A 12,418-nucleotide genomic window follows, 5' to 3' on the forward strand; every position below is an offset into this window, starting at 1 on the left:
CGACATGGACACGCGTCCCGGACTCGGCCTGCGCAGTCGGGAGGTCGCCGCCATCGCGGCGCTGGCGGCGCTCGGCAATGCCGCGCCGCAGCTCACGGCGCCCATAGCGACCGGTCTCAATGGCGGCGTCTTGCAGGCCGAGATCGTCGAGATCCTGATGCGGACCGCCGTCTATGCGGGCTTTCCAGCCGCCCTCTACGGCCTGTCAGCCCCTACAAAAGGCTTCCCGCCGCAGGCCGCGACGGATGACGCGACCCGAGCCGGGGCAGCTCAGGGATGGCGGCCGAGGAGGGCGGCGTAGACCGCAAGCGTGTCCTCGGCCATCCGTTCGAGGGAGAAATGCGCCTCGACATGCGCCCGCCCCCGTCGTGCGAGGGAATCCCGGGCACTGGCGCCGAGCGACAGGGCTTCGGTGAGTGCCGTCGCCAGCGCGGCGGCGTCGCCGGGCGGGACACGCCAGCCCGTGCGCTGGCCGGCGGGCACGTCGGGGGGCGCCAGGACCGTCTCGGGCACCGCGCCGAGATCGGAGACGACCACCGGTGTACCGAGGGCCTGGGCCTCCACGGCCGAGCGCCCGAACGCCTCCGGCTCCACGGACGGCACCGCCACCGCCGAGGCGGCCCGAAAGGCCGCCGGCATGTCGGCGCAGTGACCGACCCGGCGTACGATGTTGCCGAGCCCGCGCGCGGCGATCAGCGCGTCGAGCTCGCGCTCGTAGGATGTCCGGCCCTGGGGATCCCCCGCCAGCACCACGGCGAGGTCCGCCACGCCCTGATCGCGCATACGCGCGGCGGCCTCGATGAGGACGCGATGTCCCTTCCACGCGGTCAGGCGGGCGGCGAGGAGGATCACGCGCTCGTGCGGCGCCACGTTCCAGGCCCGGCGGAGGGCTTCGACCCGCGCCGCCCCGACGGCGACCGGATTGAAGACGGCGAGATCGGTGCCGCGATGGATGACCCGGACCCGAACGCCCGCCTGCTCGGCATGGAGCTGGTGGATCAGGTCCGCGGTGTAGCGCGAGTTCGCGATCACCACGTCGCCGCGGGCCATGACGGAGTTGTACAGGACCTTCACGCCGGTCCGACCGGAATAGCTGCCGTGATACGTCGTCACGAACGGAAGCCCGAGACGCCGCGCGGCGCCGAGGGCCACCCAGGCCGGTGCGCGCGACCGGGCATGAATGATCTGGACGCCCTCGCGGCGGCACAGGGCCATCAGGCGCAGGACGTTCACCGCCATGCGTGCCGGGTTCTTCGACGCAGCTGGGAAGCGGAGCCAGTGGCCGCCCTTCGCCTGCAGCTCGCCGACGAGCCGGCCGCCCTCGGTGGCCACGAGCGCGCGCGCGCCGGCCGCCGCCAGGGCGCCGGCCACGTCGACCGTGGTACGCTCGGCGCCGCCGGCTTCGAGTTCCGGGATGATCTGGAGGATCCGGGCGCCCGCCAGGGCTCCGACCTCGACGGGAAAAACCGACCGGCTCGGGGTCACGTCGCTTGCCCGCTGTCCGCCGGCGAGGAGGCGCATGCCCCCGGCCGGTGTCTGCCAAATGCTCGCTGCCATTGCTCCAACATCGCCGCCGGGCTTTACGGTCCGGTAAACGGACGCTGAAGCCGACCCGATCAGGGACGGAGTTCTTCCACGCGTGAACGCGGATATCGGAGACGACGATGACCGAAACAGGGCCCGAGTTCCTGGATGTCGGCAGGGGCGGCGCGGCCCGCCGCATTGCCGTCCAAGTGCGGGACGGCTCGGGACCGCCCGTGGTCTGGCTCGGCGGCTTCCGCTCGGACATGACGGCCACCAAGGCCACGGCCCTGGATGACTGGGCGGCGGCGACGGGGCGCAAGCTGGTCCGTTTCGACTACGCCGCCCACGGCGCCTCGGGCGGGACCTTCACGGATTGCACGATCTCGACATGGCTTGAGGACGCAGAGGCCGTGCTGGGCGCCCACGTCGATGAGGCTCCCATCCTGGTGGGCTCCTCGATGGGCGGCTGGATCGCCTGCCTCGCCGCCCGCGCGCGGGCCGCGCGGGGTGGCAAGACCGCCGGCCTCGTACTCATCGCACCGGCACTCGATTTCACCGAGGATCTGATCTGGAACCGGTTGAGCGACGCAGCCCGTGCCATGATGCTGCGCGACGGCGTTCTCAAGAAACCCAGCGCATACGCGCCGGAACCCGACCCCATCACCCTCGCTCTGATCGAGGATGGTCGGCGGAACCGCATGCTCGACGGAATGCTCGAACTGGGCGGTCCGGTCCACGTCCTTCAGGGCATGCGCGACAGCGACGTGCCGCACACCCATGCCCTGAAGATCCTCGGCCATCTGCCGGCCGAGGGGACGGTGCTGACGCTGATCGCCGATGGCGACCACCGTCTCTCGAGGCCGCAGGATATCGCGCGCTTGGTCGCCGCCGTCGCGGAGATCGCCTGACCTGCCGGATCAGTGCAGGCTGACCGGCTGCAGGTCATGGGCGGCGGCGTTCGCCAACACGACATCGCGGGAATCCGCGAGCATGATCGGCGCGCCGCTGGCCGACAGCAGGGCGAACAGGTCGAGGCCCGGCGACAGTTCCGGGGCCTGCGGGAAGAAGCGGCGCACCTCGTCGGACCGGATCGGCCGGACGTAGGCGATGTGGCCCTCACCCAAAGCCGCCAGGTCGGCCGGCTGGAAATCGGCCGGATCGAGATCGGCGGGGGTCAGGGGCGACGGGTTCGGATCGGTCATCTAAGCCCTCCTGGGTGGCAGAGCGTCCACCGCCGATCTCGAAAGCACCGGCGGCCTGAACGCTATGTGGGGATCCTCGGCGGCCGATCAATCGGGCTCAGCCGCGCGCGCCGATGTCGATCTTGCGCACGATCCGGTCCGGCTCGGGACGCACGAGGTCGATGGACAGGAGACCGTTGGCGAGGTCGGCTCCCAGCACCTCCATGCCGTCCGCGAGGAGAAAGGTTCGCTGGAACTGGCGCGCCGCAATGCCGCGGTGGAGGAACTGACGCTCGCGCTCGTCGACCTGCCGCCCGCGGACCACGAGCTGGCTCTCCTCCAGCATCACGTCGAGCTGTTCGCGGGTGAAGCCGGCCACCGCCAGGGTGATGCGCAGGCGCTCGGGCTCACTCTCGGTCCGCGGCAGACGCTCGATGTTGTAGGGCGGATAACCGTCGTTGGCGGCCTTGGAGACCCGGTCGAGGGCCTGCTCGATCTCATCGAAGCCGAGCAGGAAGGGATGCCCGAAGGGTGAGGTTCGTGTCATCGCGGCCGTCATCCAGAAGGCGAGGCCTCCGATCCCCGGGACTTGCCGCACCCCGGGGCTCTTCGAGCACCTCAGCGAAAGGGAGCCCGCACGGGACAGCGCTCCACCGGGCGGGGTGCCGCGGCGATTCAAGGATATGGCCAAGGGTTTCCGGGCCATCAAGGGACACGCCCCATTTGTTCGGTGGGGCCAGGGGCAGTGTTCAGGAATAAGCGGCAAGAAATTCTAGGATATTTACGCAAGACGCGAGACAGCTACGCTTTCACGTAACAGTTTGGAACTGCTCTGATTTTCTCGCTGGGCCTTGATCCCTGCGGCGGCGATGGATACTGCCGCGGCTGACACGCATCCGCCCCACGCGGATTTCCACCCACCATCGCACCGCGAGGCATCAGAGCCCATGAGCGCGCCTTCGAGCCCGGTGGAGCACGTGGCGTTGCGGCGCGTCGCCGACGTGTGCGGCGACGAGGCCGACATCCTGGCCTTATCGGTAGCCCGCTTCGTGGCGGCCGGCTACATGACGAGCGACGTGGCGTGCTGGAACGCGGCCTTCGACGGCGCGGAGCAGCTGCTCGGGGCGGCGGAAGGCTGCCGCTTCGTCGCCTGCGTGGTCGCGATCGTCCGCGCCCTGCGGGTGGAGCGTGACGACGATTGGTCGTTCATGCCGGCGAGCTGCTGCCGGGTGACCGGTCACGAATGCGCGCTGGTCAACCTGATCAACCGGGGGCGGCGGCGGCTCTGGGCGGATCTGGAGGAGGCCGCGGCCGAACTCACCGGGCGCGAGGCTGCGCCCCGACTCGTGGCGGCCGTCCGCGCGGCCGCCGGGCCGATGGACGCGGCCGCCGCGCGCCTCGCGCCGACGACGCGTCCCGGCGGTGCCGTGCTGCACTGAGTCGTCGCATCATCAAACCGGCAGAGCGGCTCGCGCCGTGCGGTCGGGCTGGAGTGGAAGAGGAAAACCGGTCGGTGCTTGCCCTGCGTGTTCCCCTGTACCGTCGACGTGTCGGGCGGATCGCCGTCGACATGGCGGCCTGCTGCGCGCTCTCGGCGCTCCTCATCGTCTCGGCGCTGTCCCAGGAGGCTCCCGAGAAGGCCGCGCCGCTCAGGCTGCAGCTCAACAAGGTCGAGACCACCGGGGAATCCTGCCGGATCACGATGGTGATCGACAATTCGAAGGGTGCCGGCCTCAAATCCTACAAGGTCGACCTCTTCGCTTTCGACACGGAGGGCGTGGCGCAGAAGCGCGTGGCGGTCGAGCTCGGGCCGCTTCCGCCCCGCAAGACCACCGTGAAGATTTTCGATTTCCCGGGAATCGCCTGCAACAAGGTCGGCCGCGTGCTGCTGAACGACGTACTGGCCTGCGACGGCGGCGATGCCGCCCGGGAGGCCTGCCTCGAACGCACCGAGACCGAGACCAAGGCCGGACTTCCGTTCGACCGCTGAGGCGGATGAGTTGAGGATCGTCGAGATCCAACCGCCCGGCGGCGACGGCTGCCGGGCGGTCAGCGGCTTTCGCCGCACCCCGATTCGACCGCGGCCCAGGGCCGCTCGAAATTGAACGCCAGGAGCCCGCGATGGACCCGACACAAGCCGCCCCGATCGAGGCCGCCCACGACTTCTCCTTCATCGGCCTGTTCCTCCAGGCCGATCCGATCGTGAAGGGGGTCATGATCCTGCTGGTCGTCGCCTCGATCGCCTGCTGGACGGTGGTGTTCGACAAGGTGATCCGGCTGGCCGCGGCGCGGCGGCAGGCCAAGGCCTTCGCCACGCTCGTGCGCTCCGGCGGGAGCCTCGACGGCGAACATCGCGGCATCGCCGGGCACGTGGTGAAGGCCGCCCTCGACGCCTGGCGCGATCAGGACTCCTCCGAGACGCGGGCGGAGCGCCGCGAACGGATCGAGCGCGCCATGAAGGGCGCCCTCACGCTGGAGGTGAAGAAGTTGCGGACCGGCCTGTCGCTGCTGGCGACGTCCGGCTCGACGGCACCGTTCGTGGGCCTCTTCGGCACCGTCTGGGGCATCATGAACTCGTTCTCGTCCATCGCCCGCAGCCAGGACACGTCCCTCGCCGTGGTGGCCCCCGGCATCGCGGAGGCGCTGTTCGCCACCGCGATCGGCCTCGTCGTCGCGATCCCCGCCGTGATGGCCTACAACAAGCTGTCGAGCGACGTGGGTTCGGTCCAGAGCACGTTCGCCTCCTACATCTCGGTGCTCGGAAACCGCCTCGCCCGCGATCGCGCGGGGGCGGCCCACCGCGCCGCGGCCGAGTAAGCCCCTCCCGCGCCCTCCCGCACGGGCCGAACGCACCGGAACCGGAGACGCCTCATGGCGATGGGATCCCTTCGCGCGAGCGACGAGGACGAGCTCGACGACATGCCGATGTCCGAGATCAACGTGACCCCGATGGTCGACGTGATGCTCGTTCTGCTGATCATCTTCATGGTCGCCGCCCCACTGATGACCACCGGCGTGCCGGTGCAGCTGCCGAAGACGTCGGCCCCCAAGGTCGCCCAGTCCAAGAAGCCCCAGGAGGTCACGGTCGACAAGGACGGCAAGCCCTCGATCGCCAAGGAGGTTTTCACGATGGAGAGCATCGTGCCGCGCCTGCGCGAGATGGCGGCCGCCGACAAGGACCAGGTGATCCTGGTGCGCGGCGACCGCGACGTGCCCTACGGCAAGGTGATGGAGGTCATGGGCCTCGTGGGCCAGGCCGGCTTCACCAAGGTGTCGCTGATCGCGCAGTCGTCCGGCGGCGCCGCGGCATCGCCCGCCGCTCCGGCAGGGACCGCACGCTGAACCGATGAGCACCTTCACGTCGACTGACCCGTCTGAGGATTTCGGCGCGCGCCGCCCGTCCGGGCTGGTCGCGGCCTTCCTGGTCGCCCTGGCGTTGCACGGCCTTGCCTTGGTTGCCGCCATGTTCCTGCAGCTCTCGCCCCCGTCGCCGCCCGGCGAGCAACAGATCACCGTCGATCTCGCGCCGGTCATGACCGACGCGGCGACCGAGGCTCCCGCGGAGCAGCAGATGAGCCAGGCCGCTCCGCCGGAGACGAAGCCGGTCGATCTGCCGCCCGACGACGCCGCGCAGCCCCCGCCCCCGGAGATGACCGAGGTGAAGCCGGAGGATGTCCAGGCCGTCGAGCCTCCGCCGGAAGCGCAGCCCGTCGACTCGCAGAGCCAGGTCATCACCTCCACGGCGGAAACCGCCGAGCCCCTCGCGCCGCCACCCGCCGAGATCGCCAAGACCGAGGATCCGCCGAAGCCGGTGCCGGATCCGGCCAAGCTGAAGGCCGAGCGTGAGGCCAAGCTGCGGAAGATCCGGGAGGAGAAGCTGCGCGAGGAGAAGCGCGAGGAGGCCCGGCAGGAGCGCCTCGAGGAGATCCGCGAGGCCAAGGCGAAGGCGGCCCGGGAGGCCAAGGCGCGTCAGGCCAAGGCTCAGGAGGGCGCGGAGGCCCGCAACTCGGCGTCCGCCTCCCGCCAGAACGCCGCCGGCCGCGCCGCCGCGGGCAACGATCCGAGCGCCATGCGACAGTGGACGGGCGCGATCAGCGCGGCGATCCACGGCCGTATGAACGCCGGCGCCGCGAGCGGCACCAGCGGCGGCACCGCGACCGTGCGTTTCACGGTCATGCGTTCGGGGCAGGTCACGAGCGCGGGCCTCGCACGGTCGAGCGGCGTAGGTCAGATCGACAGCGCCGCCCTCTCGGCCGTGCGGGGCAGCCTTCCGCCGGCCCCGCCCGGCGTGACGCAGTCGAGCCTGTCGGTATCGATACCGCTCAACTTCCGCGTGCGGTAGAACCAGCGTCACAACGCCCGGCTGACTGGGGACGACGGCGTGTCGGCCGATCTCCTTCGTGCCGCTCACGAATATTGTGCGTTGGCGGACCGACGAGGCCCGCCGGATTCGCCATCGGACCGACCCGCATGCTAAAGCCTTCCTGAATTAGCCCCTGCGCGCGTTCGACGATGGCGCGGGGAGGATCACCCGGCCTTTCTCCTCCCCTCCGAACAGGCCGGACCCGCCCAGTCACCGACCCGAGCAGGCGGGAGGTCGGAGGAGCTGAGCCGGGGTGAAAGGGATAGGATGAGCGACGATACTGAGTTCGACCTCGACGAGGAAAATTCCGTCCGCGACGCGGAAGCGGAAGCGAAGACGCGGGCCGACAACCGGGCTGAGCGCGCCGAACGAGCCGAACGGATGGCCCGTGAGGGTGCCCAGGCGATGGCGGAGCATCATGCGGCCATCAAGGCGGTCGACGAGCGGACCGTCCGGCTGCGCTCCCTGCGGTTAGCCAAGGAAGCCGCTGACGCGCAGACGAAGGCGGCCGAGAAGGAAGCGAAGTCTGCTGCGAAGAGCGCCGGAAAGGGCGCGGGCAAGAGCGCGCCCAAGAAGGCAGCGCCGAAGAAGACTGCCGCGAAGGATTAGTGGCCGATGGCCGAGGATCGCAATCGCCGCCGCTTCAGTGACCCGCGGGCGGCAGCAGAGGCGGCCTTCCGGGCCGCCACCACACCGAAACCCGCCGCCCCGCCGCCGCCACCGCCGGCTCCGCGGCCTGCCGCCGTGCCGGCTGCGCGCGAGATGGTCTCCCTACGCCTGGACAGCGCCGTGCTGACGCATTTCCAGAAGGACGGACCCGGCTGGCAGGACCGCATCAACGAGGCGTTGAAGGCGCTCGTACCGAGCCTTCAGGACTAGCACCCGCCCGCGCTCAGACGGCCTTCGGACGGTCCCGCAGGATTCGATTCACGGCGCGGTCGAGGGCCGACAGGAACGCCGAGCGGTCGGCGCGGGAGAACGGATTCGGGCCGCCGGTGATCGTTCCGGCCTCGCGGAGGGACTGCATCAGGTCGCGGGTCGCGAGGGCCATGCCGATCGAGGCCTCGCTGAAGGGCTTCCCCGTGAAGGCCAGCACCGTGGCCCCGGCTTTCACGCAGCGCGCGGCCAGCGGCACGTCGGCCGTGAGCACGATGCTGCCCGGCCCGGCCCGCTCGGCGATCCAGTCGTCGGCGGCGTCGAGGGCGGAGCCGACGACCACACGCATGATCCAGGGCTCGCGCGGCAGGTTCAGCACGCTGTTGGCGACCACGTGGACCGTGGAGCCGTAGCGCGCGGCCACCCGGTAGGTCTCGTCCTTGACCGGGCAGGCATCGGCGTCGAGGTAGATCGGGGGCGCCCCCGTCGCCCCGCTCACGGCCGCGGCACCAGCTTCGACGCGAAGCCCGCGAGGATGAAGAGCGCGCCGAAGGCGAACTGCCAGTGCTCGATGTCGCCGCCCACCGAGCGCACGACGGCGTCTCCCAGGATGATCAACCCGATCAGCGGCATGCCAAAGCGCAGCGCCATCTTGGCGCTCGTCAGGATGATCGCGCGCGATCCGCCGGCCGTTTCCATCAGCGGGCTGCCACCGCGCGGCGCGGCGCCAGATCCTCGACCGATGCCGCATCCGCCGGGCCCCGCTCCAGGGTTGCCACCGCCAGCGGGGCGCCGCGGCCGCGCAGGGCATGGGCGCCCAACGAGCGCGCGCGGATCCCCGCCGGCAGGCGCGGCAGCCGCTCGAGGAGGTCCTGCGAGATGAGGATGCCCACGCCGAGGGGACGGCACAGGGCTTCGATCCGCGAGGTCACGTTCACGGCGTCGCCGAAATACGCGATCTTGTGCCGGTCGACGCCGACTTCGGCCGTGACCACGGATCCCCCGTGCAGCGCCGCCCGCAGCCGCGGCACGGTGCCGAACCGCACCGTCCAGGCGGCGGCATCGGCCTCGATGCGGTCGATCACGTCGAACAGGCAGGTCACGCAGCGCGCATCCTTCAGGCCACGGGTCATCGGCCACGTCACCATGGCGAGGTCGCCGACGTAATCGTCGACGGATCCGCCGTTGCGCCGCACCGGCTCGGCCAGCGTCGCGAAGACCGCGCCGAGATATTCCTGAGCGCGCAGGTCACCGTGCGCCTCCGCGAACGCGGTGGAACCCACGACGTCGAGGAACAGGAAGATCCGCTCCTCGGCCACCGGCTTGTGGTACCGGCCGATCATGAAGTTCACGAAGACCTCGCCGCCGATGAGGTCGCGCATCCGGATCACGAAGACGAGGAGCCCCGACACGGCCAGCGCATAGGCGAGGACGCGCGCCGTCATGTGGGTCGCCGTAGGCAAGTCGTCGGGTGTGAGGGCCAGGGCCCAGACGACCAAGCCGCCGATCGCGTTGCCGGCCATGATCATCAGCACGTAGGCCAGTTCGGCAGCCGGAACGTAGAGCCAGGCCGGGAAACGCCGGATCCGGGCCTGCAATCCCGCCAGGATCAGGCCGCGGTCGAAGGCCAGCACCGTCGCGCCCATGCAGATGCCGTAGGTGAACCCGGCGAGCGGCGAGGCACCCGCCGCGAAGATGATGTTGTAGAGCAGTCCGGCGCCGGCAGCGGCCAGGAGGATCAGCACCCAGAACATCCGGTGGGCCGGCAGCATCGGCGCATCTCCAGCATCGCCAACGGACAGACCGCGCCCCGGGGCCGAATTCCACGCTGCCGGCGCGCGAGGGCGCGGCGCGTGGAGGCGCAGACTTGGGCGCTTCGCCACTCGACATCAGACAATGGCCTGACGTTGGGTGCCGCAGATGCCCGCCACCCATTGCTCATCCCCCCAAGATGGCGCGAGTAAGGCGTGTCGGCCGGAGACGGATCGAAGCCTCACCGGCCGGCAGGGCTGCGGACCCGTGGGGTCCGTCCCCCAAGAAACGTCGCGACAGGGAAGGATGCGCTGCCATGTACGCCAGGAGCTTCGGCGCGACGCGTGTCTCGGTGCCGGTCATCGGCCAGGGCACGTGGCACATCGACAGCGCGGACCGCGCCGACGCGATCCGCGCGCTGCGGGCCGGCATCGACGCCGGCATGACGCATATCGACACCGCGGAGATGTACGGCGACGCCGAGGCGATCGTCGCCGACGCCACCGCGGATTGCCGCGAAGAGATCTTTCTCGTCTCGAAGGTCGTGCCGGGCAACGCCACGCGCCGCGGCGTCACGCGGTCCTGCGAAGCCTCCCTGAAGCGATTGAGAACGGACCGGCTCGATTGCTACCTGCTGCACTGGCCGGGCCAGCACGCCCTCGAGGACACCATCGCGGGCTTCGAGGACCTGCGCCGAGCCGGCAAGATCCTGTCCTGGGGCGTCAGCAACTTCGACGTCGACGATCTCGACCGGGCGCTCGCGATCGCCGGGCCGGACCGGATCGCCTGCAATCAAGTCCTCTACCACCTGAACGAGCGGGCGATCGAGCACGCGGTGCTGCCCTGGTGCGAGCGCCAGGGCGTGGCGATGGTCGGCTACTCGCCCTTCGGCAGCGGAGACTTCCCCGATCCGGCGAGCCCCGGCGGACGGGTGCTGCAGGGTGTCGCGGATGGCCACGGGACGACGCCCTACGCGGTGGCCCTCGCCTTTCTCACCCGCCTGCCCGGAACGTTCACGATCCCCAAATCGAGCCGCCCGGGCCGCGCCGTCGAGAATGCCGGCGCCGCGGACCTGCATCTCGGTGCGGCCGAGATCGCCCTGATCGACGCCCATTTCCCGCGCGGGCCGCGTCCCCGGATGCTGCCGATGCTGTGACTTCCTGCCCGGTCTCAGGCGCGCCGCTGGAGCGCGGGCGCCCCGGACCGGGGCGCCGTTCGGACCCTGTTGCGACCGGCCTTCTTGGCGGCATAGAGCGCGGCATCCGCCGCCACGAACAGGGCATCGGGCGTGCCGCCCGTTCCGGGCTCGGCGCTGGCGACCCCGATGCTGACCGTCGCGACGCTTCCGACCTCCGGCGCATGCGCGATCTGAAGGTTCACGACGGATCGACGAACGCGCTCGGCTACGTCGCTGGCGGCCGTCGCGTCGAGCGCGGGCAGGAGCACCACGAACTCCTCACCACCGATCCTGAAGCTGAGGCCGCCGGAGGAATGCGTCCGGCGCAGGCACTCGGCGACTGCGCGCAGAACATCGTCGCCGCGCTGGTGACCGAACCAGTCGTTGAACTGCTTGAAGTGGTCCGCATCGACGATCAGCAGGGCCAGCGGGACACCGAGTTGCGCGGCTCGCCTCCACTCCGACGCAACGCGCTCGTCGTAGCTGCGGCGGTTCGGCAGGCCGGTCAGACCATCGGTCCGGGCCAGGACCGTGAGCGCGGCATTGGTCTCCCGCGTATCCGCCTCCGCGGCGGCGCGCCGCCCGACTTCCCGGTGGAGCAGCACGGTCAGCCCCAATGTCAGGACATTGAGGCACAGGATCAGAATGGCGATGATCGCGGCCTTGTAGACCCAGAGCGCCCGGATGCTGTCGAGGCTCGTGGCCACGGTCACGATCAGCGGCAATTGATCGAGATTCGAGAAGACGTAGAGCCGCGCCTCCCCATCGAGACTGGAGCGCCCCAGGAAGTCGCCGCGCGCCTGGGCGCGGTAAATCTGGTAGCCCGCGCTCGAGGCGATGTTTCGGCCGAGTGCCTCCGGTCGCGCCGGCGCGCGCATCAGCAGCGTTCCGTCCTGATGGAAAACATTGATGGTGAGCCCGGCTTCGAAGCGCAGGCGGTCGAACAGCGCCTGGAAGTGCTCCAGGACGATCGCGCCGGTCACGATGCCCGCGAAGGCACCGTCCGGGGTCTCGATCCGGCGGGTCAAGCGGATGATCGCCTGTCCCGTCAGACGGGAGCGGGTCGGCCCGGTCAGGATCAGCCCTGCCTGCGGCGCGGCCTGTGCGGCCGCGAATTCCGGCAGGTCGCTCAGGTCGGGACGATTCTTCTGGTTCGGATCGCTCGTCATGACCACGTGACCGGTCGCGTCGGTGACGGCCATCGGCCCGAGGCCCGATCCCGCGGCGGCCACGTCGAACAAGGCGAGGCGCCGGAGCCCGGGCTCGAGCGCCACCACGTCCGGCCGCATCGCCAGACGAGCGGCCTCGCGCATGGCCCGATCGTAGTTCCGGACGCTGTGTCCCACGCCCTCCTCGATGATCGACAGCAGGTTCCCGGCATCGCGGCGAGCGTTGTGCCAGGCAGTCCCGCGCAGGTCGGCGCAGAGGTAGGCGCCGAGCAGGGTCAGGCAGACCAGCAGGCTCGCCCCGGCGGCCGCGATCAGGCGCGTGGCGCGATCCGCGAGATGCGCGCGGATCGCTATGGCGGTCGATCGCAGGGCCATG

General features: G+C 70.4%; 17 protein-coding genes. 10 read left to right on the forward strand and 7 right to left on the reverse strand.

The window, feature by feature from the left end; all coding sequences use genetic code 11:
- Positions 1-4: 4 nt before the first annotated feature.
- Positions 5-301, forward strand: a complete 297-nt coding sequence (locus tag MKK82_RS07855; RefSeq protein WP_308445409.1) for a carboxymuconolactone decarboxylase family protein — start codon at positions 5-7, stop codon at positions 299-301.
- On the opposite strand, the gene MKK82_RS07860 is transcribed toward MKK82_RS07855, so the two are convergent.
- Positions 271-1,557, reverse strand: a complete 1,287-nt coding sequence (locus MKK82_RS07860) for a glycosyltransferase (RefSeq protein WP_238285156.1) — start codon at positions 1,555-1,557, stop codon at positions 271-273. The genes MKK82_RS07855 and MKK82_RS07860 overlap by 31 nt on opposite strands.
- A 107-nt stretch (positions 1,558-1,664) precedes the next feature.
- On the opposite strand from MKK82_RS07860, the gene MKK82_RS07865 reads away from it, so the two are divergent.
- Positions 1,665-2,432, forward strand: a complete 768-nt coding sequence (locus tag MKK82_RS07865) for an alpha/beta hydrolase (RefSeq protein ID WP_243985218.1) — start codon at positions 1,665-1,667, stop codon at positions 2,430-2,432.
- Between the two features lie 9 nt (positions 2,433-2,441).
- Here MKK82_RS07865 and MKK82_RS07870 read toward each other — a convergent pair whose 3' ends face one another.
- The gene (locus tag MKK82_RS07870) at positions 2,442-2,726 is read right to left on the reverse strand and encodes a DUF1150 family protein (protein WP_238285154.1); all 285 of its coding nucleotides are present in this window, start codon (positions 2,724-2,726) and stop codon (positions 2,442-2,444) included.
- Positions 2,727-2,823: 97 nt separating this feature from the next.
- Complete coding sequence (locus tag MKK82_RS07875) at positions 2,824-3,252, reverse strand: Hsp20 family protein (RefSeq protein WP_238285153.1); 429 nt, start codon at positions 3,250-3,252, stop codon at positions 2,824-2,826.
- A 400-nt stretch (positions 3,253-3,652) separates the two neighbouring features.
- Between MKK82_RS07875 and MKK82_RS07880 the strand changes: the two genes are divergently transcribed.
- The 7 genes from MKK82_RS07880 (at position 3,653) to MKK82_RS07910 (ending at position 7,947) form a co-directional block, all read left to right on the forward strand.
- Positions 3,653-4,144 (forward strand): hypothetical protein, encoded by a 492-nt coding sequence (locus MKK82_RS07880; protein ID WP_238285151.1) that lies wholly within the window; start codon positions 3,653-3,655, stop codon positions 4,142-4,144.
- Positions 4,145-4,218: 74 nt separating this feature from the next.
- Positions 4,219-4,695: a Tat pathway signal protein gene (locus tag MKK82_RS07885; protein ID WP_238285150.1), complete on the forward strand. Its 477-nt coding sequence runs from the start codon at positions 4,219-4,221 to the stop codon at positions 4,693-4,695.
- Between the two features lie 131 nt (positions 4,696-4,826).
- Positions 4,827-5,522, forward strand: a complete 696-nt coding sequence (locus MKK82_RS07890; protein ID WP_238285149.1) for a MotA/TolQ/ExbB proton channel family protein — start codon at positions 4,827-4,829, stop codon at positions 5,520-5,522.
- A gap of 54 nt (positions 5,523-5,576) precedes the next feature.
- Positions 5,577-6,047 (forward strand): ExbD/TolR family protein, encoded by a 471-nt coding sequence (locus MKK82_RS07895; protein WP_238285147.1) that lies wholly within the window; start codon positions 5,577-5,579, stop codon positions 6,045-6,047.
- A gap of 4 nt (positions 6,048-6,051) precedes the next feature.
- Positions 6,052-7,047 (forward strand): energy transducer TonB, encoded by a 996-nt coding sequence (locus tag MKK82_RS07900; protein ID WP_238285145.1) that lies wholly within the window; start codon positions 6,052-6,054, stop codon positions 7,045-7,047.
- A 288-nt stretch (positions 7,048-7,335) separates the two neighbouring features.
- The gene (locus MKK82_RS07905; RefSeq protein ID WP_238285144.1) at positions 7,336-7,677 is read left to right on the forward strand and encodes a hypothetical protein; all 342 of its coding nucleotides are present in this window, start codon (positions 7,336-7,338) and stop codon (positions 7,675-7,677) included.
- Positions 7,678-7,683: 6 nt separating this feature from the next.
- Positions 7,684-7,947 (forward strand): BrnA antitoxin family protein, encoded by a 264-nt coding sequence (locus MKK82_RS07910; RefSeq protein ID WP_238285143.1) that lies wholly within the window; start codon positions 7,684-7,686, stop codon positions 7,945-7,947.
- Between the two features lie 13 nt (positions 7,948-7,960).
- Here the strand turns inward: MKK82_RS07910 and MKK82_RS07915 are convergent, their stop codons facing one another.
- From MKK82_RS07915 to MKK82_RS07925, 3 genes are read right to left on the reverse strand one after another with little or no spacing between them, the layout of a single operon-like run.
- Positions 7,961-8,443: a YaiI/YqxD family protein gene (locus MKK82_RS07915; RefSeq protein WP_238285142.1), complete on the reverse strand. Its 483-nt coding sequence runs from the start codon at positions 8,441-8,443 to the stop codon at positions 7,961-7,963.
- Positions 8,440-8,643: a hypothetical protein gene (locus MKK82_RS07920; protein ID WP_238285141.1), complete on the reverse strand. Its 204-nt coding sequence runs from the start codon at positions 8,641-8,643 to the stop codon at positions 8,440-8,442. Before MKK82_RS07920 ends, MKK82_RS07915 begins: the two co-directional genes overlap by 4 nt.
- Positions 8,643-9,716, reverse strand: coding sequence for an adenylate/guanylate cyclase domain-containing protein (locus MKK82_RS07925; RefSeq protein ID WP_243985220.1), 1,074 nt, complete (start codon positions 9,714-9,716; stop codon positions 8,643-8,645). The genes MKK82_RS07920 and MKK82_RS07925 overlap by 1 nt, the downstream gene beginning before the upstream one ends.
- A 296-nt stretch (positions 9,717-10,012) precedes the next feature.
- Between MKK82_RS07925 and MKK82_RS07930 the strand changes: the two genes are divergently transcribed.
- Complete coding sequence (locus MKK82_RS07930; protein WP_238285139.1) at positions 10,013-10,852, forward strand: aldo/keto reductase; 840 nt, start codon at positions 10,013-10,015, stop codon at positions 10,850-10,852.
- A gap of 14 nt (positions 10,853-10,866) precedes the next feature.
- Here the strand turns inward: MKK82_RS07930 and MKK82_RS07935 are convergent, their stop codons facing one another.
- Positions 10,867-12,417 (reverse strand): sensor domain-containing diguanylate cyclase, encoded by a 1,551-nt coding sequence (locus MKK82_RS07935; RefSeq protein WP_238285138.1) that lies wholly within the window; start codon positions 12,415-12,417, stop codon positions 10,867-10,869.
- Position 12,418 lies beyond the last annotated feature (1 nt).

The sequence above is a fragment of the Methylobacterium sp. E-046 genome, from assembly GCF_022829625.1.
GTDB classification, from domain to species: domain Bacteria; phylum Pseudomonadota; class Alphaproteobacteria; order Rhizobiales; family Beijerinckiaceae; genus Methylobacterium; species Methylobacterium longum.

What these genes read in the sequence shown, in the direction of transcription:
- MKK82_RS07855 (WP_308445409.1), top strand. Translation starts at nt 5, where the DNA reads ATGGACACGCGTCCCGGACTCGGCCTGCGCAGTCGGGAGGTCGCCGCC.
- MKK82_RS07860 (WP_238285156.1), bottom strand. Translation starts at nt 1,557, where the DNA reads ATGGCAGCGAGCATTTGGCAGACACCGGCCGGGGGCATGCGCCTCCTC.
- MKK82_RS07865 (WP_243985218.1), top strand. Translation starts at nt 1,665, where the DNA reads ATGACCGAAACAGGGCCCGAGTTCCTGGATGTCGGCAGGGGCGGCGCG.
- MKK82_RS07870 (WP_238285154.1), bottom strand. Translation starts at nt 2,726, where the DNA reads ATGACCGATCCGAACCCGTCGCCCCTGACCCCCGCCGATCTCGATCCG.
- MKK82_RS07875 (WP_238285153.1), bottom strand. Translation starts at nt 3,252, where the DNA reads ATGACACGAACCTCACCCTTCGGGCATCCCTTCCTGCTCGGCTTCGAT.
- MKK82_RS07880 (WP_238285151.1), top strand. Translation starts at nt 3,653, where the DNA reads ATGAGCGCGCCTTCGAGCCCGGTGGAGCACGTGGCGTTGCGGCGCGTC.
- MKK82_RS07890 (WP_238285149.1), top strand. Translation starts at nt 4,827, where the DNA reads ATGGACCCGACACAAGCCGCCCCGATCGAGGCCGCCCACGACTTCTCC.
- MKK82_RS07895 (WP_238285147.1), top strand. Translation starts at nt 5,577, where the DNA reads ATGGCGATGGGATCCCTTCGCGCGAGCGACGAGGACGAGCTCGACGAC.
- MKK82_RS07900 (WP_238285145.1), top strand. Translation starts at nt 6,052, where the DNA reads ATGAGCACCTTCACGTCGACTGACCCGTCTGAGGATTTCGGCGCGCGC.
- MKK82_RS07905 (WP_238285144.1), top strand. Translation starts at nt 7,336, where the DNA reads ATGAGCGACGATACTGAGTTCGACCTCGACGAGGAAAATTCCGTCCGC.
- MKK82_RS07910 (WP_238285143.1), top strand. Translation starts at nt 7,684, where the DNA reads ATGGCCGAGGATCGCAATCGCCGCCGCTTCAGTGACCCGCGGGCGGCA.
- MKK82_RS07920 (WP_238285141.1), bottom strand. Translation starts at nt 8,643, where the DNA reads ATGGAAACGGCCGGCGGATCGCGCGCGATCATCCTGACGAGCGCCAAG.
- MKK82_RS07925 (WP_243985220.1), bottom strand. Translation starts at nt 9,716, where the DNA reads ATGCTGCCGGCCCACCGGATGTTCTGGGTGCTGATCCTCCTGGCCGCT.
- MKK82_RS07930 (WP_238285139.1), top strand. Translation starts at nt 10,013, where the DNA reads ATGTACGCCAGGAGCTTCGGCGCGACGCGTGTCTCGGTGCCGGTCATC.
- MKK82_RS07935 (WP_238285138.1), bottom strand. Translation starts at nt 12,417, where the DNA reads ATGGCCCTGCGATCGACCGCCATAGCGATCCGCGCGCATCTCGCGGAT.